22 protein-coding genes are annotated in these 22,764 nt (G+C 63.4%); 13 read left to right on the forward strand and 9 right to left on the reverse strand.

The annotated features are described in order from the left end of the window. Window positions 1–8: 8 nt before the first annotated feature. The 3 genes from OH764_RS16385 to fliE all read right to left on the reverse strand — a co-directional run bounded on the left by OH764_RS16385 (window position 9) and on the right by fliE (window position 1,355). Window positions 9–335, reverse strand: coding sequence for a flagellar protein FliT (locus tag OH764_RS16385; protein WP_013589910.1), 327 nt, complete (start codon window positions 333–335; stop codon window positions 9–11). Beyond that, a complete protein-coding gene (gene fliS, locus OH764_RS16390; RefSeq protein WP_498847463.1) occupies window positions 332–766 on the reverse strand; it encodes a flagellar export chaperone FliS in 435 nt (144 codons plus the stop codon). Before fliS ends, OH764_RS16385 begins: the two co-directional genes overlap by 4 nt. A gap of 238 nt (window positions 767–1,004) precedes the next feature. Further along, the gene (gene fliE / locus OH764_RS16395; protein WP_498847464.1) at window positions 1,005–1,355 is read right to left on the reverse strand and encodes a flagellar hook-basal body complex protein FliE; all 351 of its coding nucleotides are present in this window, start codon (window positions 1,353–1,355) and stop codon (window positions 1,005–1,007) included. A 236-nt stretch (window positions 1,356–1,591) separates the two neighbouring features. Here fliE and fliF point away from each other — a divergent pair, with 236 nt between their 5' ends. The 13 genes from fliF to fliR all read left to right on the forward strand — a co-directional run bounded on the left by fliF (window position 1,592) and on the right by fliR (window position 13,635). After that, window positions 1,592–3,391, forward strand: a complete 1,800-nt coding sequence (gene fliF / locus OH764_RS16400; RefSeq protein WP_498847465.1) for a flagellar M-ring protein FliF — start codon at window positions 1,592–1,594, stop codon at window positions 3,389–3,391. Next, the gene (fliG, locus tag OH764_RS16405) at window positions 3,381–4,376 is read left to right on the forward strand and encodes a flagellar motor switch protein FliG (RefSeq protein ID WP_027776990.1); all 996 of its coding nucleotides are present in this window, start codon (window positions 3,381–3,383) and stop codon (window positions 4,374–4,376) included. The genes fliF and fliG overlap by 11 nt, the downstream gene beginning before the upstream one ends. Next, window positions 4,363–5,046, forward strand: coding sequence for a flagellar assembly protein FliH (gene fliH / locus OH764_RS16410; protein WP_498847466.1), 684 nt, complete (start codon window positions 4,363–4,365; stop codon window positions 5,044–5,046). Before fliG ends, fliH begins: the two co-directional genes overlap by 14 nt. After that, entirely contained in the window at window positions 5,040–6,704 is a 1,665-nt protein-coding gene (gene fliI, locus OH764_RS16415) for a FliI/YscN family ATPase (protein WP_498847467.1), read from the forward strand. Before fliH ends, fliI begins: the two co-directional genes overlap by 7 nt. A 2-nt stretch (window positions 6,705–6,706) precedes the next feature. Then, entirely contained in the window at window positions 6,707–7,156 is a 450-nt protein-coding gene (gene fliJ, locus OH764_RS16420; RefSeq protein WP_498847468.1) for a flagellar export protein FliJ, read from the forward strand. A gap of 60 nt (window positions 7,157–7,216) precedes the next feature. Beyond that, window positions 7,217–8,782: a flagellar hook-length control protein FliK gene (locus tag OH764_RS16425; RefSeq protein ID WP_498847469.1), complete on the forward strand. Its 1,566-nt coding sequence runs from the start codon at window positions 7,217–7,219 to the stop codon at window positions 8,780–8,782. A gap of 246 nt (window positions 8,783–9,028) precedes the next feature. After that, entirely contained in the window at window positions 9,029–9,520 is a 492-nt protein-coding gene (gene fliL / locus OH764_RS16430; protein ID WP_498847470.1) for a flagellar basal body-associated protein FliL, read from the forward strand. Window positions 9,521–9,584: 64 nt separating this feature from the next. Continuing rightward, window positions 9,585–10,583: a flagellar motor switch protein FliM gene (fliM, locus tag OH764_RS16435; protein WP_006050937.1), complete on the forward strand. Its 999-nt coding sequence runs from the start codon at window positions 9,585–9,587 to the stop codon at window positions 10,581–10,583. Continuing rightward, the gene (gene fliN / locus OH764_RS16440) at window positions 10,576–11,043 is read left to right on the forward strand and encodes a flagellar motor switch protein FliN (protein WP_087752476.1); all 468 of its coding nucleotides are present in this window, start codon (window positions 10,576–10,578) and stop codon (window positions 11,041–11,043) included. The genes fliM and fliN overlap by 8 nt, the downstream gene beginning before the upstream one ends. Then, window positions 11,040–11,651 (forward strand): FliO/MopB family protein, encoded by a 612-nt coding sequence (gene fliO, locus OH764_RS16445; RefSeq protein WP_498847471.1) that lies wholly within the window; start codon window positions 11,040–11,042, stop codon window positions 11,649–11,651. The genes fliN and fliO overlap by 4 nt, the downstream gene beginning before the upstream one ends. After that, entirely contained in the window at window positions 11,651–12,484 is an 834-nt protein-coding gene (gene fliP / locus OH764_RS16450) for a flagellar type III secretion system pore protein FliP (RefSeq protein ID WP_408162143.1), read from the forward strand. The genes fliO and fliP overlap by 1 nt, the downstream gene beginning before the upstream one ends. A 58-nt stretch (window positions 12,485–12,542) precedes the next feature. Further along, window positions 12,543–12,812, forward strand: coding sequence for a flagellar biosynthesis protein FliQ (fliQ, locus tag OH764_RS16455; protein ID WP_011490196.1), 270 nt, complete (start codon window positions 12,543–12,545; stop codon window positions 12,810–12,812). Window positions 12,813–12,852: 40 nt separating this feature from the next. Beyond that, on the forward strand, window positions 12,853–13,635 hold the full coding sequence (gene fliR, locus OH764_RS16460; RefSeq protein ID WP_020070758.1) for a flagellar biosynthetic protein FliR: 783 nt from the start codon (window positions 12,853–12,855) through the stop codon (window positions 13,633–13,635). A gap of 209 nt (window positions 13,636–13,844) precedes the next feature. On the opposite strand, the gene ltrA is transcribed toward fliR, so the two are convergent. From ltrA to OH764_RS16490, 6 genes are all read right to left on the reverse strand, one after another. Continuing rightward, on the reverse strand, window positions 13,845–15,614 hold the full coding sequence (gene ltrA / locus OH764_RS16465; RefSeq protein WP_498847472.1) for a group II intron reverse transcriptase/maturase: 1,770 nt from the start codon (window positions 15,612–15,614) through the stop codon (window positions 13,845–13,847). A gap of 446 nt (window positions 15,615–16,060) precedes the next feature. Next, the gene (gene flgL, locus OH764_RS16470) at window positions 16,061–17,284 is read right to left on the reverse strand and encodes a flagellar hook-associated protein FlgL (RefSeq protein WP_498847473.1); all 1,224 of its coding nucleotides are present in this window, start codon (window positions 17,282–17,284) and stop codon (window positions 16,061–16,063) included. Window positions 17,285–17,294: 10 nt separating this feature from the next. Further along, complete coding sequence (gene flgK / locus OH764_RS16475; protein ID WP_498847474.1) at window positions 17,295–19,268, reverse strand: flagellar hook-associated protein FlgK; 1,974 nt, start codon at window positions 19,266–19,268, stop codon at window positions 17,295–17,297. Between the two features lie 175 nt (window positions 19,269–19,443). Then, complete coding sequence (locus OH764_RS16480; protein ID WP_498847475.1) at window positions 19,444–20,214, reverse strand: flagellar brake protein; 771 nt, start codon at window positions 20,212–20,214, stop codon at window positions 19,444–19,446. Between the two features lie 351 nt (window positions 20,215–20,565). Beyond that, a complete protein-coding gene (gene flgJ, locus OH764_RS16485) occupies window positions 20,566–21,570 on the reverse strand; it encodes a flagellar assembly peptidoglycan hydrolase FlgJ (RefSeq protein WP_020070754.1) in 1,005 nt (334 codons plus the stop codon). A 12-nt stretch (window positions 21,571–21,582) separates the two neighbouring features. After that, the gene (locus tag OH764_RS16490; RefSeq protein ID WP_498847476.1) at window positions 21,583–22,764 is read right to left on the reverse strand and encodes a flagellar basal body P-ring protein FlgI; all 1,182 of its coding nucleotides are present in this window, start codon (window positions 22,762–22,764) and stop codon (window positions 21,583–21,585) included.

The following is a 22,764-nucleotide window of genomic DNA, read 5'->3' on the forward strand; positions in this document are numbered from 1 at the left end:
GGCCACCCTCAGCGCGCCCCGTACAGCTCCTTGAGCACCCGGGACGGCCGGCCGCCGAACAACGCCGACAGTTTGGCGAGGCTCGGATTGGCCAGGTCGCGGATCGCGGCGTCGTCGGCGAGGATTTGCCGGATCAGCGCGTATTTGCGCAGGCGTTCCGTCTCGTCAAGTTTGACGCCCGTCTCCGCCTCTTTCAGCGCGTCGACGAGCAGCCGGTATTCATCCTGCAAGTGGACCAGGTCGTTCCACAGGGCGCGTCGGGCAGCCATCAGCATGCGGCAGGACAACGCTGCAATGGCCTCGTAGCGGGCAAAGTATTCTGCGTTCGATGTCATCTCATGCTTTCCGCGACCGGCTGAGCAGCCATTCGCGCTATCTCCGGGGCAATCCCGATCCATGCCTCTTCGAGCGTGGCCAGCAGACCATCTACCTCGACCAGCATTGCCTCGCTCTCTTTTATGTTGGCTTCGAGCAGCCGGCGCGACATATAGCTATATAGCGCGTTCAGCCGCTGTGCAATCTCACCGCCCACCTCAAGGTTGAGCGACTGTTGCAGCCCGCTTTCGACGATCTGAATCGCCTTGCCGATCGCCTCTCCACGACCGGGCACATTGCCCTGCTGCAAATGCATCCGCGCTTGCGCGATTGCCTGCCGGGCCCCCTGATACAACATCACGATCAGACGATGCGGACTCGCGCCCATCACCCCTGTCTCGACGCCCACGCGTGCATACGCATTGGCTCCAGAGTGTCCTGGGGAAAACATCGGCGCTCCTCCTCAAATGCAACTACGGTTGGTCGTGGCGGCCCATCGCGATGCGTAAGCGCACCCCGATTCATGCCTGTATCTGGTTATCGGATACGCAGCGAGAAAGCTTTAGGCCGGTGTAAGGAGGATTAAGGGGTGCAGGTTGCACGCGCCCCCAAGGGCGCGCGGCGTGTGTCACGCGGGCAGTTGCAGCCGGGCGGGCGGAACATTCTTGCCGCCATGGCCGCAGCCTCGATCAGACCTGCATCTGCATGATGTCGTTATAGGCGGACACCAGCTTGTTGCGGACCTGCAGGCCGAACTGGAAGCCGACGTTCGCCTTCTGCATGTCGACCATCACGTCGTTCAGCGAAACGTTCGACGCGCCAAGCTCGAACGCTTGCGATTCGCCGACCGCCTTGGTCTGATCCCCGCTGATCTTGTCCAACGAAGCCTTCAGTGCCGACGCAAAACCGCCGGCCGTAGCCGCACCGGACTCACCTGCGGCCGAAGCGCCGGCAGCGGCGGTGCTGCCGCCGGCGGCCTGCGCCGCCATCGACTGCATTTGTTGCAGCGCCGACGAAAGCGCGTTCACGGGCAAAGTCATGTTCTCTCCAGGAATGACGAGCGGCACGACCAAACCGTACCGATCTGGACGAAAGCATAGCAGCGGGCTCTCCTGGAAAGCCCCGAAACTAGGGGGGAAACCCGGCTCTATTCAAGCAATCGGGCGCGCCTGCCGTGCGGATAATTTCAGTCGTGAAAGTATCTGTCCATACTCCCGCCGAGCCTCGGTGCGGTTGAGCGGCAGAACGCAAAAGGCTTCCCGGAGAAACCCGACGCATGGATTCGTCAGCCAACTCTTTGATCAACCCCGACGCCCGCATGGGCCTCGCCGGCGCACAGCCCGGCGCGGCAGCGGCGGGCGCCGGTCAGCCCGGCGGTAACGCAGACCTGGGCGGCCTCGGTGGCGGCCTCGGCGGCAATTTCGGCCAGCGCCTGTCAGGCCTCGCGCAAATGCGCGGCAACCCGCGCGCCCCGCTGATTTTCGCGGTGGCGCTGCTTGTCGCCGTGGTGGCGGGCCTGTTCCTGTGGTCGCGCGCCCCGGACTACAAGGTGCTTTACAGCAACTTGTCCGACCGCGACGGCGGCGCGATCATCACCGCGCTGCAGCAGGCCAACATTCCGTACAAGTTTTCCGAGTCGGGCGGCGCGATCCTCGTGCCGGCCGAACAGGTGCACGAGATGCGGTTGCGCCTCGCGTCGCAAGGCCTGCCGAAGAGCGGCTCGGTCGGCTTCGAACTGATGGACAACCAGAAGTTCGGCATCAGCCAGTTCGCCGAGCAGATCAACTATCAGCGCGCGCTGGAAGGCGAACTGGAACGCACGATCGAATCCGTTTCGTCGGTCAAGTCGGCGCGCGTCCATCTGGCGATTCCGAAGCCCTCCGTGTTCGTACGCGACAAGGAAGCGCCGTCGGCGTCGGTGCTCGTCAATCTCTATCCGGGCCGTGCGCTCGACGAGGGCCAGGTGCTGGCAATCACGCACATGGTGTCTTCCGCGGTGCCGGAAATGCCGGTCAAGGGCGTGACCATTCTCGATCAGGACGGCAACCTGTTGACGCAACCGTCGGTTGGCGGCGGGCTCGACGCGTCGCAACTGAAGTATCGCCAGCAGATCGAGCGCAACACGCAGCAACGCATCGACGCGATCCTCGCGCCGCTCTTCGGCGCCGGCAATGCACATTCGCAGGTGAGCGCCGACATCGACTTCTCGCGCACCGAACAGACTTCCGAAAACTACGGCCCGAACGGCAACCCCCAACAGGCGGCGATCCGCAGCCAGCAATCGAGCACCGCGACGGAAATGTCGCAAGGCGGCGCGTCGGGCGTGCCGGGCGCGCTGTCGAATCAGCCGCCGCAGCCCGCCTCCGCGCCGATCAATGCGCCCAATGGCGCGAGCGGCGGCGTGACGACGACGCCCGTCAGCGATCGTAAGGACATGACTACGAATTACGAGCTCGACAAGACCGTGCGTCACCTTGAGCAGCCGATGGGCGGCATCAAGCGTCTGTCGGTGGCCGTGGTGGTCAACTATCTGCGCGTGATCGACGGCAAAGGTCACGCGACGATGCAGCCGGTCACCGCCGACAAGCTCGCGCAGGTCAACCAGCTCGTGAAGGACGCGATGGGCTTCGACGCGCAGCGCGGCGACTCGGTCAACGTGGTCAACAGCCCGTTCACCGCCGATGTCGACCCGAATGCGGACCTGCCGTGGTGGCGCACGCATGACATGCTGGCTCTGTACAAGCAGATCGCGACGTATCTCGGCATTGGCGCCGTCGCCCTGTTCCTCTACTTCGTGATGGTGAAGCCGGCGCTGCGCCGCGCCTTCCCGCCGCCGGAACCGGTCGTCGCCGCAGCGCTGCCGTCGCCGGACGAGCCGATCCTGCTGGACGGCATCCCGACCGCGGAACGCGCCAACGGCAACGTCGAAATCGACTCCGGCGACAGCGAACTGCTGGCGCTGGAAAACGCGAAACACAAATATGAGCGGAACCTGGAGTTCGCACGCAGCATCGCGCGCCAGGATCCGAAGATCGTTGCAACAGTCGTCAAAAATTGGGTGACCGATGAGCGCTGAAGGCGTAATGAAGAGCGCGCTTCTGCTGATGTCGATCGGCGAGGAAGAAGCCGCGCAAGTGTTCAAGTTCCTTGGACCGCGTGAAGTTCAGAAGATCGGCGTCGCCATGGCCGCCATGAAGGCCGTGACGCGCGACGAGATCGACGTGGTGCTGCACGAGTTCGTGCGCGAGGCGGAAAAGCACACCGGCATGTCGCTGGACTCGAACGAGTACATCCGTTCGGTGCTGACGAAGGCGCTCGGCGACGACAAGGCCGGCGCGATCATCGACAGGATCCTGCAAGGCAGCGACACCAGCGGTATCGAAGGCCTGAAGTGGATGGACTCGCCGGCCGTCGCGGAATTGATCAAGAACGAGCACCCGCAGATCATCGCGACGATTCTCGTTCACCTCGACCGCGATCAGGCGTCGGAAATCGTCGCGTGCTTCACGGAGCGTCTGCGTAACGACGTGCTGTTGCGAATCGCGACGCTCGACGGTATCCAGCCGGCCGCGCTGCGCGAACTCGACGACGTGCTCACGCACCTGCTGTCGGGCAGCGACAACCTGAAGCGCAGCCCGATGGGCGGCATTCGCACGGCGGCGGAAATCCTCAACTTCATGTCGAGCAACCACGAGGAAGGCGTCATCGAGAACGTCCGCCAGTACGACGCGGAGCTCGCGCAGAAGATCGTCGACCAGATGTTCGTGTTCGAGAACCTGCTCGACCTGGAAGACCGCGCGATCCAGCTGCTGCTGAAGGAAGTCGAATCGGAAGCGCTGATCATCTCGCTGAAGGGCGCAGCGCCTGCACTGCGTCAGAAGTTCCTGTCGAACATGTCCCAGCGTGCAGCCGAGCTGCTCGCGGAAGACCTCGACGCGCGCGGCCCGGTTCGCGTCTCCGAAGTCGAGACGCAACAGCGCCGTATCCTGCAGATCGTGCGCAATCTGGCAGAAAGCGGCCAGATCGTGATTGGCGGCAAGGCGGAAGATGCATATGTCTAATCGCAACTCCGCGGCAAAGGAAAGCCTCTCGGCCTACCAGCGCTGGGAGATGGCCTCGTTCGATCCGGTGCCGCCGGCACCGCCGACGTCCGAGATCGACGAAGCGGCTTTTGAAGCCGAGCTCGAGCGTCTGCGCGAAGCCGCGCACGCGCAGGGCATCGCATCTGGCCACGTGGCGGGCCAGGCGCTCGGCTATCAGGCGGGATACGACCAGGGCCACGCACAAGGTTTTGAACAGGGCCGAAGCAAAGCGCGCGAGGAAGCTGCGCGACTCGCCGCGCTCGCCGAAACCTTCAAGGCCGCGCTCGACGGCGCGCAGGGCGCCATTTCGGAGACGCTCGTCGCGCTCGCGCTCGACATCGCGCAACAGGTGGTGCGTCAGCATGTGCAGCACGACCCGACCGCGCTGATCGCCGCTGCCCGCGAGGTGCTCGCGGCGGAACCGGCGCTGATCGGCGCGCCCGCGTTGATCGTGAGTCCCGCCGATCTGCCGGTGGTCGAAGCGTATCTGATGGAAGAACTGCAAACGCGCGGCTGGACCGTGCGCACCGATCCGGCCGTGGAGCGCGGCGGCTGCCGCGCGCAGGCCGGCAGCGGCGAGGTGGACGCCGGCATCGATACACGCTGGGAACGCGTTGCCGCAGCGCTTGGCAAAGTGAGTACATGGTGAAACCGACGCTCGAGGAGATCCGCGCAAGCGACCTGACGCCGCTCGAACGCGAACTGGCGCTGGCGTCGTTCGGCGCCGAGGCGCTCGCGGACGCGCCGTTCGCGGACGCAGTCTCGACCGCAGCGACGGCCGCTGACCTGGATCAGGCTCATCCGGTGACGGGCGCGGCCGCAAGCCGCGAGTCGGCGCCGGCTGCGGGCGCTGGTCTGGGTGCGGGTCCGGCCGCCGCCAAGGCAGCAAGCGCCGCGGCTCCTGCTGCGTACGATCCCGCGCTCGACAGCAATCCGCATATGCAAGCCTGGCGCGGCCGGCTCGACGCACTGCGCGCGCGCAACGCGATCGCGAAGCCGATGCGCGCCTGCGGACGCCTGACGCGCGCCGCCGGTCTCGTGCTCGAAGCGGTTGGATTGCGCCTTTCGGTAGGCGCCGAAGTGATGATCGAACTGCCGCCGGGCAGCTCGCTGCCGATGGCTGAAGCGGAAGTTGTCGGCTTCTCCGGCGACAAGCTGTTCCTGATGCCCACCACCGAAGTAATCGGCCTGCTGCCCGGCGCGCGTGTCTACCCGCTCGAAAGTGCGCCGATCGCCGATCCGATGGCGGGCGCGAAGCGTCTGCCGGTCGGCTGGGAACTGCTCGGCCGCGTGCTCGATGCGTCCGGCCGCCCGCTGGACGGACTCGGCCCGCTCGGCGCGCATGCCGACGCGCCGCTGTCCGCGCCGGTCATCAATCCGCTGAACCGGGAGCCGATTCACAAGGTGCTCGACGTTGGCGTGCGCGCGATCAACGCGCTCCTCACCGTGGGACGCGGCCAGCGCATGGGACTGTTCGCAGGCTCGGGCGTCGGTAAATCGGTCCTGCTCGGCACGATGGCGCGCTACACCAGCGCCGAAGTGATCGTGATCGGCCTGATCGGCGAACGCGGTCGCGAAGTGAAGGAATTCATCGAGCAGATTCTTGGGGAAGAAGGCCTTGCGCGCTCGGTCGTGATCGCCGCTCCCGCCGACGTTTCACCGCTTTTGCGGATGCAGGCCGCGTCGTATTCGACGTCGCTCGCCGAATATTTCCGCGATCAGGGCAAGCACGTGTTGCTGCTGATGGATTCGCTGACCCGCTACGCGATGGCGCAGCGCGAAATCGCGCTGGCCGTCGGCGAGCCGCCCGCGACCAAAGGCTACCCGCCTTCTGTGTTCGCGAAGCTCCCGGCGCTCGTCGAGCGAACTGGCAACGGGCCGGCGGGCGGCGGTTCGATTACTGCGTTCTACACCGTGCTGACCGAAGGCGACGACCAGCAGGACCCGATTGCGGACTCGGCGCGTGCGATTCTCGACGGCCACATCGTGCTGTCGCGCTCGCTCGCGGAAGCCGGCCACTATCCGGCAATCGACATCGAAGCGTCGATTAGCCGGGCAATGACCGCGCTGATCGACGATAACCATCTGGACAAAACGCGTATGTTCAAGCAGATGCTGTCGCGCTATCAGCGCAACCGCGATCTGATCAACGTTGGTGCTTATTCGAGCGGACGTGACGCGTTGCTCGACCGCGCCATCGCGCTATATCCGCGGATGGAAGCCTTCCTGCAGCAAGGCTTCCGTGAGTGCGCGAATTTTGAACCGAGTGTCGAGATGCTGGACGCGCTGTTTGCCCAAGGAGCCTGACGATGGCGAAACACTTTCCGATCAAGACATTGATTGGGCTCGCGCAAGACGATGTCGACGCCGCCGCGCAGCGTCTTGGCCGCGCACAGCGCGAGCGTAACGAAGTGGAGGCGCAGCTTCAGTCGCTCGTGCAGTACCGCGACGAGTACCACGCGCGTTTCACGGCAACCGCCCAGGCGGGAATGCCCGCCGGCAACATGCGCAATTTTCAGGCGTTCATCGACACGCTCGACGCGGCCATCGAACAGCAGCGCAATCTGCTCATGACGGCCAATGCGCGAGTCGAGGCGGCCAAACCCGACTGGCAGCGTCAGAAGCAAAAGCTTGGCTCGTATGAAGTGCTGCAGGCGCGCGGCGAAGCGGCCGAGGCCAAGACCGTGGCGCGGCGCGATCAACGCGACGCCGACGAACACGCTGCACGAATTCTGAGGATGCGCGCGGAAGGCGCCTGACGCCCGCGCCGTCCTCGACTGACTGAACACCGTACCCTTTGACGGATTGACAGGACACTTATGTCGCTTCTTTCACAGATCGGCTCGCTGCCAGGTTCTACCGGCAGCGCCTCTACCAACGGTTCGAACAGCGCAGCGGCGCTGGCCGCCGCAAGCGCGAAACCGTTCTCGCAAACCCTGCAGCAAAGCATCAGCCTGCAGAACAGTGCGGCTGCAAGTGCGGCTGCAAGTGCGGCTGCAAGTGCGGCTGCCAGATTCAACGCGAGCGCGAGCCAGTCGGCCGCAACGCCGACACCCTCCCCGACGCCGGCCGATGCTTCGCAGGCGTCGTCGTCGAGCGTGCACGACGCGCCGCCGTCGGACGATTCCGCGACTAAAAACGCCGACGACGCGAGCAGCGACACTAAGGACATCACCGCGTCAGACGCGGCGGCGTCTGCGCCGGCGGACAAGCCGCAACAGGCATCGACGGACAAGACGGGCGCCACGCCTCCGAAGTCGGCCAACGCCGCCAACGCGGCGAGCAGCAGTGACGCAAGCACCGCGGCGGCAGCCGCAGCGGCTCAGGCGCAAGCCCAGGCTCAGGCCGACGCAAGCGCTGCGGCCGATGCGGCCAACGTGAACATTCCCGCAGCGACGGATGCCGGCACGACCGCAGCCGGCGCGGCCACCGACGCCGCCACGGTCGGCCTGCCTGGCAAGAAGGCGCCTACTGATCCGAAGTCGCTGCAGGACGCATTGCAGTCGGCTCTAGCGGCGCTCGCGAACGGCCAGGCCGTGGTGCCATCGCAGGCGCTGGCAAGCGGCGCGGCCGCGGCTGCGGCCGCGAACGGACTGGCGAGCGCGAACGCGTCGCTAAACGACACAGACGGCAAGACGCTGGAAGCCGGTCTCTCCGGTGGCGGCAAGGGCGCCGCAGCCGCCCGCGGCGCATTGACGACGACCGCGACCGTGGCGGACCCGACGGCGGCTGCGTCGGCTGCTTCCGCAGCGGCGGCCGGTGCGTTGGCATCGGCGGGTGCGGCAGGTGCACAGGCGGACGATCTGGCGGCGTTCAAAAACGCAGCCGACGCGGCGAGCGCAGCGCTGGCCGCGTCGCAGGCAGCCGCTAACGCAGCCAGCACGACGGCCGCCGTGCAGACGACGGGCAACGCGGGCGCGGCTGCAGCGGCAAATGCGTTGGGACCGCAGGTCGGCACGACCGACTGGGAGGAAGCGCTGAGTCAGAAGGTCGTGTTCCTGTCGAACGCTCATTCGCAGAGCGCCGAGCTGACGCTGAACCCGAAGGATCTCGGGCCGCTCCAGGTTGTGCTGCAGGTCGCCGATAACCATGCACACGCGTTGTTTGTTTCGCAGCACCAGCAGGTACGTGAAGCCGTCGAGGCAGCTTTGCCGAAATTGCGCGAGGCGATGGAAGCGAACGGCATCGGACTCGGCAGCGCGAGCGTCAGCGACGGGTTTGGTCGCCAGGGCGGGCAGCAGCAGAACGCCGAGTCGGGACGCTCCGGCTCTGGTAGCCGCTCTACGGCGGGTAGTGGAAGCGGCATGGGCGGTGCGGCTGGCGCCGGCGTGGCGGCGGACGTTGCCGTGCGACGCAGCGTCGGGTTGGTCGATACGTTCGCCTGACGGGATTTTGCGGGTTGCGGCTTTGTTTGGTGGTTGATTCGAGGTGTTGGCCGTTCCTCGATATCGCGGTGCCCTATTGGCGCTGCCCTTGTGCGGGGCAATGCCAGTAGAGCACCGCGATTTCATTTCAGGGAAGGGCCAAAAACTAGAGATAGCCCGCATTAACCCTTCTGTTCGACCCATCGCGCCGCAGGCAAATCAACAACAATCACTATCACCAGCACTAACGGCAAGCAAGCAAACCTCATGGCTACCACTCCCGCAAATCAGCAAGCCGCGCCCGTGTCTCCGGGCCCCTTGAAGCGCATCATCCTGATCGCCCTCATCGCTATCGTCGCCGCTGGCGGCGCTGGCGCAGGGGTGTGGTTCTTCATGTCCAAACGCGCCCCGGCCGCCGCAGCTGCCCCGGCCCCGGCTCCCGCTCCGACGTTTTTCCCGCTCGAATCGATGACGGTCAACCTGCAATCGGACGACGGCCAGCAGCACTTCCTGCGTATCGGTCTAACGCTCAAGCTCACCGATCCGAAGACGCCGCAGGAACTCACCGAACACATGCCGGAAATCCGCAGCCGCATCCTGCTTGCGCTGTCGAACCATCATCCGGATGAACTCGCTCCGCTCGAAGGCAAGCATGCGCTTTCCACCGAACTGCGGACGCTGATCGAGCAACCGACGGACAAGGGTGCCGCGCCGATCCACGTCCAGGACGTGTTGTTCACCGAATTCGTCGTGCAGTGACGTCGTTGTGACGCTGTCCCGCACTGCCATCATCAACCGTCACGGTATGCACGAGGAATAAGGAATGGGCCACGAAGAGTTCATGTCCCAGGAGGAGGTCGATGCCCTCCTCAAGGGCGTAACCGGCGAGTCCGACTCTGAAGCCGAGCAGAGCGAACGTGTAGGCGTACGTCCCTACAACATCGCGACGCAGGAACGCATCGTCCGCGGCCGGATGCCCGGCCTCGAAATCATCAATGACCGCTTTGCGCGCCTCTTGCGCGTCGGCATCTTCAACTTCATGCGGCGTTCGGCGGAAATTTCCGTCGGTCCGGTGAAGGTGCAGAAGTACAGCGAGTTCACCCGCAACCTGCCGATCCCGACCAACCTGAACCTGGTCCACATCAAGCCGTTGCGCGGCACGTCGCTGTTCGTGTTCGACCCGAATCTGGTGTTCTTCGTCGTCGACAACCTGTTCGGCGGCGACGGACGTTTTCACACGCGTGTCGAAGGTCGCGATTTCACGCAGACCGAGCAGCGCATCATCATGAAGCTGCTCAACCTGACGTTCGAACACTACGCGGCGTCGTGGAAAAGCGTGCGTCCGCTGCAGTTCGAGTACATGCGCTCGGAAATGCACACGCAGTTCGCCAACGTCGCGACGCCGAACGAAATCGTCATCGTCACGCAGTTCTCGATCGAATTCGGCACGACGGGCGGCACGCTGCATATCTGCATGCCGTATTCGATGATCGAGCCGATCCGCGACATTCTGTCGTCGCCGATTCAGGGCGAGGCGCTCGAAGTCGACCGCCGCTGGGTCCGCGTGTTGTCGCAGCAGGTGCAGGCGGCAGAAGTGGAACTGACGGCCGACCTCGCGCAGGTGCCGATTACGTTCGAACAAATCCTGAACATGCGCAAAGGCGATGTTCTGCCGATCAACATTCCCGAGCACATCACGGCCAAAGTCGACGGCGTGCCGGTGATGGAATGCGGCTACGGAATTTTTAATGGTCAATACGCGTTGCGCGTGCAAAAGATGATCAGCGCAGCCGACACGATGAAGGAAGGTGGATATGAGTGATCTGAACGCAAAGCCCGCGGACGAGCTGACCGCCGCCGCCGCGCAAGTGGCCGCCGACGCGGCGAGCGCGGAAGACGAAGCAGCGCTGGCCGACTGGGCGAGCGCGCTCGCCGAGCAGAACGACAACCCGAGCGAAATCAGCGCCAGCACGGCCGGCGTGTTCCAGCCGCTGTCGAAAGTCGCGTCGACCTCGACGCGCAACGACATCGAAATGATTCTGGACATTCCAGTTCAGATGACCGTCGAACTCGGCCGCACCAAGCTCGCGATCCGCAACCTGTTGCAACTCGCGCAGGGCTCGGTGGTGGAGCTCGACGGCATGGCCGGCGAACCGATGGACGTGCTGGTCAACGGCTGCCTGATCGCCCAGGGTGAAGTGGTGGTGGTGAACGACAAGTTCGGTATTCGCCTGACCGACATCATTACGCCGTCAGAACGCATCCGGAAGTTGAATCGATGAAAACCGCAGTCCGCCGCGCCGTGTTCTCTGCGTCGCGTCACGTCTTCTCCCGCGCAATTGGCGCAGCGCTGTCGGCAACGGTGTCTTTGTGCGCACCGCTCGCTGCACACGCAGCCGACATGAACGCGGTCAATAACGCAGCGAAGATGGCGTCGAGCGTCGGCGCGGGGACTGCGGTTCCGGCGCTTGGCGTCGGCGCGGTATTGCAGACGATCGTCGGCCTCGTCGTCGTGATCGGTCTGGTGTTCGGATGCGCGTGGCTCGCGCGCCGCTTCGGCTTGCAGCCGGGCAGCCGCAGCGGGCTCGTGAAGACAATTGGCGGCGCGTCGCTCGGCGGTAAGGAGCGCGTGGCGGTGGTCGAGATCGGCGACACGTGGCTCGTGCTCGGCGCCGCGCCCGGCAACGTGCGTCTGCTTCATACGATGCCGGCGGGATCGGCCGCCGTCGACACAGTCGGCAATGCCCCGGCGGGCACACCTGGCGTATCGGGCGGTAGCAGCGCAGCAGGCAGCACCGGATTGCCGGGCAGCTTCGGCCAGCGCTTTCGCGACGCCTTGAAGGGCGAAGTGAGCAAACGTTTCAACGGGCAAGGCAACGGGGTTCGGTAATGCAGTTCAGTCTTCAATCGGCGCCTGGCGCGCCCTCCACCCGCACCTCGCGCGCCGCCTCTGCAGTGCTTCGCGGTTTGCATCGCGCCGCGCCCGTCGCGTCGCTGGTTGTGCCCGTGGCATTGCTCGCGCTGCCGACGCTTTCGTTCGCGCAAACCGCCGGCTTGCCGGCCTTCAACACGAGCCCGGGCCCGAACGGCGGCACCACGTATTCGCTGAGTGTGCAGACGATGCTGCTGCTCACGATGCTGTCGTTCCTGCCTGCGATGGTGCTGATGATGACGAGCTTCACGCGCATCATCATCGTGTTGTCGCTGCTGCGCCAGGCGCTCGGCACGACGACCACGCCGCCTAACCAGGTGCTCGTCGGTCTTGCGCTTTTTCTGACGCTGTTCGTGATGTCGCCGGTGCTCGACAAGGCCTACACCGACGGCTACAAGCCCTTCTCCGAAGGTACTGTTCCGATGGAGACGGCGGTGAGCCGCGGCCTCGCTCCGTTCAAGACGTTCATGCTGCGTCAGACGCGCGAAAGCGATCTCGCACTGTTCGCGCGCATCTCGCACGCCGCGCCGATGCAAGGCCCAGAAGATGTGCCGCTGTCGCTGCTCGTGCCTTCGTTCGTTACTAGCGAACTGAAGACCGGCTTCCAGATCGGCTTCACGATCTTCATTCCGTTTCTCATCATCGATATGGTGGTGGCGAGCGTGCTGATGTCGATGGGTATGATGATGGTTTCGCCAGCAACGATTTCGCTGCCGTTCAAGCTGATGCTGTTCGTGCTCGTCGACGGCTGGCAACTGCTGCTCGGCTCTCTTGCGCAGAGCTTTGTCTGAGCGTGCTCGCTCGGTAGTCCGTGTTTTCAACGTTGTGCCAGTTTCCGGTTGAATCGCCATGAATCAAGAATCCGTCATGACACTCGCGCACCAGGCCATGTACGTCGGCCTGCTGCTCGCCGCGCCGCTTCTTCTCGTGGCGCTGGTGGTCGGCCTGGTGGTGAGCCTTTTCCAGGCTGCCACACAGATCAACGAATCGACGCTGTCGTTCATTCCGAAGCTGCTCGCTATCGCGGTCACGATGGTGATCGCCGGTCCGTGGATGCTCACCACCATGCTCGACTACCTGCGCCAGACGCTTACCAACATTCCGACGCTCGTCAACTGAGCGCCGCGATTTTCTCCCTGCATCGAGCCTCGCCGCCGCCATGTTTTCCGTCACCTACGCGCAATTGAACGCCTGGCTCACCGCGTTTCTGTGGCCGTTCGTGCGGATTCTCGCGCTCGTCGCGACCGCGCCGGTGCTCGGCAACCGCTCGCTGCCGCTGCGCGTGAAGATCGGCCTGGCGGCTTTCGTGACGATCATCGTCGCGCCCACGCTCGGCGCGCTGCCGCAAGTCACGGTGTTTTCCGCGGAAGGCGTGTGGATCATCGTCAACCAGTTTTTGATCGGCATCGCGCTCGGCATGACCATGCAGATCGTGTTCCAGGCGATCAGCGCGACCGGCGACTTCGTCGGCCTCGGCATGGGCCTCGGCTTTGCCACTTTCTTCGACGCGCAGGCGAGTAGCTCGAGCCAGGTGCTGTCGAGCTACATGAACACGATCGCGATGCTCGTGTTCCTCGTGATCGACGGTCATCTTCAGATGGTCAGCGCCCTCCTCGCATCGTTCAATTCGCTGCCCGTCTCGGCAAATATTCTGGGCTCGCCGGGCTGGCGCACGCTCGCCAATTTCGGCAGCACGATTTTTTCAGCGGGACTGCTACTCTCTCTGCCGGTCGTCGCCGCCCTGCTGATCACCAACCTCGCGCTCGGCATTCTCAACCGCGCGGCACCGCAGATCGGTGTGTTTCAGATTGGCTTTCCACTCACCATGCTGATCGGCATGCTGCTTTTGCAGTTGATGATTCCGAACATGATTCCGTTCTTCGGACGGCTCTTCGCGGTAGGGATCGACCAGATGGGGCGGGTCGCGCTGGGATTCAGGTAGCTGCAAATCGGGGCCGCCGCCCGCTTGCCGTCAGACGTGACTTTGAAGCCGACAGTTCATGTCGGCTTTTTTCGTTTGGATGCGCGACTGCTGCTACCGGTGCTCCGCGTTGAATCTGTTGATGGTCGGGTAGCAGCGGCGCATTACTGCGCCACCGCCCCCTGAGAACCGGACGTGCAGGTCACCCCGCATCCGGCTCAAGCCATTCTTCAGCACCATGGTGTGGCACCGAACAACTTGACGGAACGTTTCGCAGTTCGACGGCGAGCGAAGTACGTGGTCCAAACTTGATCAAATGGATTAGCCAGTCCCCGGACCTTGACGTGTCTCGTAATCGGGATCGTCATTGCGCGGAAGAGCCGAAACCCCCTGGTGCTGCCATCAGCGGGGCCCTCCGTAGCAAAGTCCCAGGACCGGTCTGCATCTGCCCGGAAGTACCGGTTCTTCACCCACCGTGCTCCTTTCATGGGATGTCGGCGCCTTGCCCACTTCCAGAGCAGCTGCCAGATGTGCGAGTCTATCAATGAGAAGCTCGCTTTCGCCACGACGTGACGGTGATACATGGCCCATCCCCGGATAACCGGGTTCAGTTTCTGGATCAACGCCTCCTGCGTAACGCTCGCGTTGCCTTTGATGATTTCCCTGACCTTGTCGAGGAGCGACTTCACGCTCTTCTTTGCCGGCTTGATCAGCAGCTTGCCGTCGTACTTGCGCACGTTCTGGCCAAGGAAATCGAAACCCTCCGCAATGTTCGTGATCCGGGTCTTCTCTTCCGAGAGTTCCAGACCTCGGGCGGCCATAAACTGCCTGATCGCCGGAAGCACTTTGAGTTCGAGCACATCTTTCGATACGCCGGTCACAACAAAGTCATCGGCATAGCGGACGACATTGAGTTGGGCCTTGCTGCGCGCGAGTTTCGATGATCCCACGCTCGCATAAACTGCGGCCTCAAGTCCATCCAACGCCATATTCGCGATCACCGGCGAGATGATTCCCCCTTGCGGGGTACCCGCTAGAGTCGCGAACAGGGTTCCCTCATCGATATATCCGGCCTGAAGCCACCTGCGCAGGACATCCTTAGCCATCGGTATGTGCTTCAGAAACCAGGAGTGACTGAAGTTGTCGAAACAGCCCCGGATGTCACCTTCCAGAATCCACTCTGGCGAAGCGCGCTTCGCCAGAGTGATAAAGCACTGTTCGATGGCGTCGGCCGTCGAGCGTTCGGGCCGGAATCCATAAGAATTCGGGTCCGCCAGAGTCTCTGCCACGGGTTCCAGAGCGAGCTTCCATAACGCCTGCATCGCACGGCACCGCATACAGGGAATTCCCAGCGGACGCTTCTTGCCGTTACTCTTGGGAATGTAAACACGTCTCAGCGGCATCGCGCGATAGCCGCGATGTCGAAGCGACATCATCCCGTTCCATCTGGCCGCCGGGGATGACCATATCTTGCCGTCCACCCCCGGCGTTCTCTTACCTCGATTCTCCGTCACTCGCTTCACGGCCAGCATCTTGCCGCTATGCGAGCGGGTCAGCAGACGTTGCAATGCTTGCACCTTGCCCCATCGGCTTTCCCGGGTTGCCTTGGCGATACGCACCTGAAGTCGTTTCACATCGGCCTCAATGTGCGACCAGTTCGCCTGATCCCACATCTGCGCAGTGCGCGAGGACGCACCAGCCTCGGGCGCTTCCGCGCCGATCGCCGTCATCTGCCTTTCCTCGTATAACGATTGGTCAAAGTTCTCTCGCCATGAATGACCGCACGGAAGTCTGCCCGCTTTCGCGTCGAGCGATGTTTCAGCCCGTATCCCGTCCATTACAGCCGGGCGTTCGCTTCTTCCGCATTCCTTTACCCACAGCGCCGACAGCGTTCCTTGCGGTTCGCTTGCCGTTGCCGGCAGCACTATGGGCTTACCCTGTTCCGCATGAATTTCCGAGCGGGGCGGACCCTTCCTCTTCGCCGGCGGCTTATTGTCCATGGTGGCCCAGTATTCAAAGACCACTCCTCACCGCGTACCGTTTTGGTTCAAGCCTGTCAGCACGTTTGGCTTGTTAAAGCTCACGACGTTTAACGGAAGTTCACATACGTTGGTCGTATCCACTCATCCCTTGCTCCTCTCCGCCTTCGTGCTGGCAGATTCCGCCTTGCCTCGCGGCTTGGCGTACCGGATGTCCGGCGGCTACGTTGTCCCCAGAGCTTCACACCGAGCTGTTACCGGCTCCGCATGTCCGGGTAGGGAACGGCTGATGGAACAGCCGGTTTCATCAGGCCATACCTTCTCCTTTGAAACAGAAACTCAAGCGACTTGCAGGTCGCACGAACATGTGCTTCGCCTACCTCGCACGCCCCAAAAAACAAAAGCGCGGTAACCAGTCTCCCCGGTTACCGCGCTTGTCTATCGAAACTGATCCAGCAGCAGATCTATCAGTTCAGATACTGAAACAGCGACATATTCTGGATCTTCACGAACGCCTGTTGTGCTGCCTGCAACGCGTTCTGCGCCAGCGTGTATTTGCCGACCGTCTTGATCATGTCTGTTTGCGTCAGGTCCGACAGGTTGCTGGCCGTTTGCAGCGTATTGGTCTGCGTGACCGCCTGCAATGCCTTGACCTCCTGTGAGCGGCCACCCACAGTCGCTTGCGCGGTCGTGATGTTGTTCATCGTGTTCTCAAGCTGCGTCATGCTGGTCGTGAGCGCGCTCTGGAAGCTCGCCGTCGACGCACCGCCCGAGATCGGCGATTGCAGCGTGCTGATCAACTGGCTCAGGTTCGCGAACACATCCATGCTGCCCTGGGTCGCGGGAGTCACCGAGAAGCTGTCGCCCGCGTTCGGCGCGCCGCTGATCGTCACCGACTGGCCGCCGAGCGTGATTGCCGTACCTGCCGTGAAGGCTTGCGGTGCGCTCGTCGTCACCGCGCCGGTCGCCGGATCCGTCTGGCTCACGGTGTAAGTCGTCGACGACGTAAAGTTGATCGCGTATTTGTCGGCGTTTGTCGGATCGGTCGGGTTGTTCAGGCTCACGGTGCTGATGACACCCGTGCCCGTATTGCCCGTTGTCGCCGCAGGAACCGCGCTTGTGCCGATGGGCGCGACGCTGCCGAAGATCGAAATGCCCGTGTCGCCGGTCTGCACTACGTGCGAGTCGGTGATCTGCACTGCAGGCGTGCCGGTATCGCCCGAATACGTGACCACACCGGCCGAACTCGTCGTGTACGGCTGTGCGCTGCTTTGATAGCCGGCGAACATGTAGTTGCCCTGCGGGTCCGTCGCGTTCGCGAGCGTTACCAACTGGCTGCGCAAGCTCTGCAGTTGCGTCGCGATGGAGCCGCGGTCGCCATTGTTGAGCGAACCGTCGCCGGCGTGCAGCACGAGCGTGTGGATACTTTGCAGCACGTCGTTGACGCTGCTGAGCGTCGTGTCTTCGAGCTGCAGCGACGCAAGCGCCGTGTTCTGGTTGCTCGTGTACTGCGCGAGGCTCGTCGCGGTCGAACTCAACTGCACGGCCTGCGCCGCGCCGAGCGGATTGTCTGACGGCGTCGCAAGGCTCACGCCGCTCGAGATTTGCGCGTAAAGCTGCGACAACTGAGCTTGCTGATCGCTCATCGTCGCCACGTTCATGGTGAAGTACTGCGTGCTGGAGATGCGCATGTTCAACGCCTCACTGGAAGATGCCGAGCAGCGTCTGGAACAGGGTCTGCGCGGTCTGAATGACCTTGCTGTTCGCCTGATAGAGCTGCTGATACTGAAGCAGATTGGCTGCTTCCTCGTTGATGTTGACGCCCGAGACGGACTGCTGCGCGGTGGTGATCTGCGTCACCAGCGAAGCCTGCGCCGTGCTCGAAGTCTGAATCTGATTCGTCTGGTTGCCGATGTCGTTCACGTAGTTCGCGTACGCGCCCGTCAGCGTGACCGTGCCGCCATTCATCGATTTCGCGGTCGACAGGTTCGACAGTGCAAGCGCGTTGCGGCCGTCGTTGTTCGCGCCGGTATTCGGCCCGATGGTGAACTTGTCGCCGGCAGCGGGCACGCCGCTGATCGTCACCGACACCTTGTTCATCTGGCCGGCGGTCGTGTTGTTGATCGTCAGACTCGCGCCGTTGCCCGACGAATACGGCACGACGGTCGCCGCGCTCGTAATCGAATAAGTGGTCGCCGGCGAGCCCGCCACGGTCACCGTCGAGCCGACCGGGAAGCCGGTGAGACCAGTGCCGTCGTACGTCAGCGTGGTCGTCGAGTTCGGCATCGTGTAGCCCGCCGCGACCGTGCCCTTCGTGATGGCGCCGGTACCGGTGTTGGTCGACGCTGCCGCGCCGAGAACGGGCGCTGCGGCCGCGATCGCCGAGGCGTCCGTCGTCGCAGTTGCAAAGCTGTTCAACGCGCCGCGGGTCGGCTGGACCGTGAACGAGTCACCGGCGTTCATCGTGCCCGTGGTCGAAAAGTTCAGGCCGTTGATAGGCTGGCTCAGATTCGTCGCCGAACCCACCACGCTACCCGTCGAATTGTCGGTCAACGTATAGGTGGTGCCGTTGAAGGCGAGCGTGTAGTCACCAGTGGTCGGCTGTGCAGGATTCGCGAACGACACGTTGAGCGACGCATTGCCGGTGTTCTGCGTGTTCGCATAGACGGTCGGGCCGCCCACCGAGAACAGAGCGCCGCCCTGAACGCCCGCGAGCGTGATACCGAGCGCGTTCTGCGCGTTGACCTGCGACGCGAAGCTCACCGCAATCGCGCCGAGTTGCGCTTCGGCCGGATCGAGCGTCTGGCTGCGGAATGCGACGAGACCGCCGAGCGTGCCGCCCTCGATCTTGCTGTCCGGCAAATCCTGCGGCGCGGCGGCAGGGTTTGCGCCCGCCTGCCCGAGATACTGCACGGACAACTCGCTGGAGTCGCCCGTTGAAGGCGTGGTGCCCAGATTGAAGCTGTTGCCACCCGACACGAGCGGCTGGCCATTGCTCATGAAGACGCCATAGCTGCCATTGCTGTTCACCACCTGCACGCCGATCAGTTGCGACAGATTCGACACGGCGAGATCGCGCTGATCGAGCAACTGGTTCGGCGGCTGGCCTTGCGTGCTCGCGGCGGAAATCTGGCCGTTCAACTGCGCGATTTGCTGCGTGTAGCTGTTGATCTGCGAAACGGTGTTGGTCAGTTGCGTGTTGACGCTTTGGCGCAGCGCGTCATATTGCTGGCCGGCGGCGTTGATCTGGTTCGCGAGCGTCTGCGCGCCGCTCATCGCCGTCTGGCGCGTGGCGAGGCTCGAAGCGTTGTTCGAGACGTTCTGCAAGCCGGTGAAATAGCTCGTGACCGCGCTGGCAATACCGGCAGTCGGGCTGCCGATCAGATTGTTCAGTTGCGAGATCAGCGTGTTGTAGGTCGAGAGCGAGCTGCTCGACGACTGCGCGTTATTGAGCTGGGTCGTCAGATACTGGCTGTATTGGCGAGTCACCGTGACGGTCGAGACCCCTTGCGGCAAATAGCCGGAACCCGTGTACTGCCCACCCGTTTCCGCGAAGACCGGCGTTTCAATGGTATAGCCGGGCGTCGACGCGTTGCTGATGTTCTGGCCGGTCGTCGTGAGTCCCCACTGGGCTGCATTCAGTCCGCTGAGGCCGAGATTGATGAGATTGGACATGCGTCATCCTGAAGGGCGACACCACACATGCCGCCGCGTTACTTGAACTTAGTGTTTAACGGCTTCAGCGACGGAAAATTGAGGCCATTCACGACGCTTGCGAGAGTTTGTTTCAACGTTTGCGAGGCCGATGCGCCGGGCCTTCGCCGGCGCGTCACGTCTGGTCCGCGCGCGGTCAGCGAACCAGCGAACGGCGCTTCATTTCGAGTTGCGTGATGAGGCGCTGCAGCGTGTTCTCCGCGTTGCCGGGCAGCGTCAGAAAGCGGAAACCGAGCTGATACCGCTGGGTGCCGTTGGGCAGCGCGAGCGAGCGATGCGACACCAGTTGCAGATCGAGCGAGAGGCGGCCCAAGCCGCCGAGCGACAATTCACAATCGTCGAGACGCGTGCCCATAGGCAGTTCGGCGACGCGTTCGTCGGAGGTGCGCATGCCGACGCCGCCCAGCGAGAGGTCGTGCACTTCGAAACGGAACGAATCGCCTTCCGGCAGACGACCGCTGCACACGTACGGATCGAGAATCGGTGCGTCGACGCGGAAATACTCGCGGCGTTGCACGTAGTACAGCACTTCCGGAAAGTCAGCTTCGAATGCCGGCATTCCCTCGTAACGCGTTTCGCGCGGCGTGCTGGTGACGAACTCCATGCGCACGCCCTCGGGCGCCGCGTGGAACTGACAGCTCGACGCCGCAAGCAGACCGCGGTTCTGATCGGACAACGCGCCCCAGTCGAACGTGAAGGTGCGTCCGCGCACGTCGACGTCGAGCAGGCGCGTAACGAGCTGGCCGCCGGCATATTGAACGGTGAGAAAATCGCCCCGATTGACGAGATTGCGCAATTGAACGCCGATTTCGAGCGGATTGCGGCGGCCAAAATCGAGTGCACTCTCGTCCAGCGGAACGTGCGGCTGAAGCGTGTCGGTTTGGCCGTTCGACTGATTGGTTTCCATGGGCTTGCCGGTATGCATGTTCTTGCGGGTACGTGCCAGAGCTCCTGACGGGGGCTTTCACGCGGTCTCTCATTCCCGGCCGCGGCACGCACATTCAACCGGACATGAACGCTTCCGGTATGGGGTCTAACGGATTAGCGGCAGTATCGAGCGAAAATTTAGGGGCGACAAATAATATATTTAGAATAATCTCGCGCAAACGTTAAAGCCCCGGTAACTCGCCGATAACGCGTCTTTAAATCGCCCGCCGTTTTCGCCGCGTGTTTGTCGCCTGGACGTTTGTTGTTCGGCGCGCCCCGCAGAACCGCCTCTCACGGCCAATCCGCGCCGACCGGTCGCAATCACGGCCGCTCAGCCCATCTTTTGCATGATGGACATTAGTTTCTTCGCGTAATGCGGATCCGTTGCATAACCGGCGCGCTGCATGCCGGTCGCAAAACCCTTCACGTCGTGCGCCGAATTGATGACCTGCGCGTAACGCGGATTGCCCTTCAGCATGCTCGCGTAGTCGGTCATGGCTTCCTGATACGAATCGTATGCGCGGAATTTCTCGACCACGCGCTGCGGCTTGCCGTTCACATACTCGGTGGTGAGTGTGGACACCGTCTTGCCGGTCCAGTCCTTGGTCGCCTTGATGCCGAATACGTTGTGACTCGTGCTGCCGTCAGCCTTTTTGATCTCGCTCTTGCCCCAGCCCGATTCCAGCGCCGCCTGGCCGATGATGAAGCGCGCCGGAATGCCGGTCGCCGCGCTGGCAGCCTGCGCGGGAGCCGCGAGCTTGTCGACGAAAGCGTCGACCTTCGGCGAGCTGCCGTCACCCTTCAACGGCGGCGTCAGCGCGCTATTGGCCGAGTAGCCCTTGCCCATCGCGAGCTGGCCGTTCGCTTGCGCATTGCCGTACGCCTTGGCAAGCGCGTTGAGCGCCGCGGTCTGGCCTTCGTCGCCGCCACTGCCGCCGCCGAGCGCGTTGGCCATGCCGGCAAGTCCGCCCGCGCCGCCTGCTCCATTCGGGCCGCTCACTTGCATGCCCTGGTTGCGCATCAACTGCTTGAGCATCGCATCGGCCACACCGATGCCTTTCTGCGACATCTGCTGCGACAACTGCTGATCCATCATCGACGTAAACGTCGCGCTGTCGTGCGAGTCGAACGGGCCGTCCTGCGGCGTCGCATCGCGCATGCTCTTCAGCATCATCTGCGTGAAGACTGCGTCGAACTGCTGCGCGGCTACCTTCATGCCGGCTTGCGGCGACGCCTTCGCCTGCGCGCTCAGCTTCGCGAAACCCTGCACGTCGAGCGCGAAGCGCTGGCTAAGATCGTTCGCCGCGGCGGCGGAATTGGTCGTATCCGAATTCATCTGCTGTCGTCCTTAGATGATTTCCAGGTCGGCGCGCAAAGAGCCCGCCGCTTTCATGGCCTGCAGGATCGACATCAGATCCGCGGGCGTCGCACCCAATGCGTTGAGCGCCTTCACCACGTCGGCGAGGTTCGCGCCGGCGGTTACGAGCTTCAGCGCGCCGTTGTCCTGCTTCATCTGAATCTGCGACTGCTTCGCCACGACAGTCTGGCCGTTCGAGAACGCGCCCGGCTGACTCACCACCGGCTGCGTGTTGATCACGACCGACAGGTTGCCGTGTGCGACCGCGCAGTTCTGCAGCGTGACCATCTGGTTCATCACGATCGAGCCGGTGCGCGCGTTCAGGATCACCTTCGCTGCGGCCTGTGCCGGCTTCACGTCGAGATTCTGCAGTTGCGCCATGAAGGCGACCTGCTGTTCGGGATCGCTCGGCGCGCGCAGTTGAATCGTGCGGCCGTCGAGCGCCGTGGCTGTGCCGCCGCCGAACGCGTTGTTCACTGCCGCCACCACGCGTTGCGTCGTGTCGTAGTCCATTTCGTTCAGGTCGAGCTGCATCGTGCCAGCTTGCGACACCGACGTCGGCACTGAGCGTTCGACGATCGCGCCGCCGGCAATACGGCCGGCAGCAAGCGTATTGACCTGCACCTTGCTGCCGTTGGCGCTCGCGCCAGCGCCGCCAACTGCGAGATTGCCCTGGCCGAGTGCGTACACCTGACCGTCGGCGCCCTTGAGCGGCGTGAGCAGAAGCGTGCCGCCTCGCAGGCTCTTTGCATTGCCGAGCGAGGACACGGTCACGTCGATCTGTTCACCGGGGCGTGCGAACGGCGGCAGCACCGCCGTCACCATCACCGCGGCAACGTTCTTCAACTGAACGTTCGACAGCGACGATTGCGAGTTGCTCGAACCGGCGGCCTGGTTGTTGATCGAGATGCCGAGGTTCGCCAGCATGTTGGCGAGCGTCTGCGTGGTGAACGGGGTCTGCGTGGTCTGGTCGCCCGTGCCGTCGAGACCGACGACGAGGCCGTAGCCGATCAGCGGATTGTCACGAACGCCCTGGATCTGCACGAGATCCTTCAGGCGCTCGGCGTGCGCGGGCGTCGCCGCCGGCAGCGCCGCGCAGGCGAGCGCGACGAAAGCCAGCGCCCGGCCGATCCGGCCGGCTCGCGCGAGAAAGCGGAAAGAAACAGTACCCAT

Source organism: Burkholderia sp. M6-3 (assembly GCF_050858985.1).
GTDB lineage: Bacteria > Pseudomonadota > Gammaproteobacteria > Burkholderiales > Burkholderiaceae > Paraburkholderia > Paraburkholderia caledonica.

Coding starts and splice junctions, on each gene's coding strand:
- fliI (WP_498847467.1), top strand. CDS start 5,040: ATGGTGAAACCGACGCTCGAGGAGATCCGCGCAAGCGACCTGACGCCG.
- OH764_RS16385 (WP_013589910.1), bottom strand. CDS start 335: ATGACATCGAACGCAGAATACTTTGCCCGCTACGAGGCCATTGCAGCG.
- fliQ (WP_011490196.1), top strand. CDS start 12,543: ATGAATCAAGAATCCGTCATGACACTCGCGCACCAGGCCATGTACGTC.
- fliH (WP_498847466.1), top strand. CDS start 4,363: ATGCATATGTCTAATCGCAACTCCGCGGCAAAGGAAAGCCTCTCGGCC.
- fliN (WP_087752476.1), top strand. CDS start 10,576: ATGAGTGATCTGAACGCAAAGCCCGCGGACGAGCTGACCGCCGCCGCC.
- OH764_RS16480 (WP_498847475.1), bottom strand. CDS start 20,214: ATGGAAACCAATCAGTCGAACGGCCAAACCGACACGCTTCAGCCGCAC.
- flgK (WP_498847474.1), bottom strand. CDS start 19,268: ATGTCCAATCTCATCAATCTCGGCCTCAGCGGACTGAATGCAGCCCAG.
- ltrA (WP_498847472.1), bottom strand. CDS start 15,614: ATGGACAATAAGCCGCCGGCGAAGAGGAAGGGTCCGCCCCGCTCGGAA.
- fliF (WP_498847465.1), top strand. CDS start 1,592: ATGGATTCGTCAGCCAACTCTTTGATCAACCCCGACGCCCGCATGGGC.
- fliP (WP_408162143.1), top strand. CDS start 11,651: ATGCAGTTCAGTCTTCAATCGGCGCCTGGCGCGCCCTCCACCCGCACC.
- fliS (WP_498847463.1), bottom strand. CDS start 766: ATGTTTTCCCCAGGACACTCTGGAGCCAATGCGTATGCACGCGTGGGC.
- fliO (WP_498847471.1), top strand. CDS start 11,040: ATGAAAACCGCAGTCCGCCGCGCCGTGTTCTCTGCGTCGCGTCACGTC.
- fliG (WP_027776990.1), top strand. CDS start 3,381: ATGAGCGCTGAAGGCGTAATGAAGAGCGCGCTTCTGCTGATGTCGATC.
- flgJ (WP_020070754.1), bottom strand. CDS start 21,570: ATGAATTCGGATACGACCAATTCCGCCGCCGCGGCGAACGATCTTAGC.
- fliM (WP_006050937.1), top strand. CDS start 9,585: ATGGGCCACGAAGAGTTCATGTCCCAGGAGGAGGTCGATGCCCTCCTC.
- fliR (WP_020070758.1), top strand. CDS start 12,853: ATGTTTTCCGTCACCTACGCGCAATTGAACGCCTGGCTCACCGCGTTT.
- OH764_RS16425 (WP_498847469.1), top strand. CDS start 7,217: ATGTCGCTTCTTTCACAGATCGGCTCGCTGCCAGGTTCTACCGGCAGC.
- fliL (WP_498847470.1), top strand. CDS start 9,029: ATGGCTACCACTCCCGCAAATCAGCAAGCCGCGCCCGTGTCTCCGGGC.
- fliJ (WP_498847468.1), top strand. CDS start 6,707: ATGGCGAAACACTTTCCGATCAAGACATTGATTGGGCTCGCGCAAGAC.
- fliE (WP_498847464.1), bottom strand. CDS start 1,355: ATGACTTTGCCCGTGAACGCGCTTTCGTCGGCGCTGCAACAAATGCAG.
- flgL (WP_498847473.1), bottom strand. CDS start 17,284: ATGCGCATCTCCAGCACGCAGTACTTCACCATGAACGTGGCGACGATG.
- OH764_RS16490 (WP_498847476.1), bottom strand. CDS start 22,764: ATGGGTACTGTTTCTTTCCGCTTTCTCGCGCGAGCCGGCCGGATCGGC.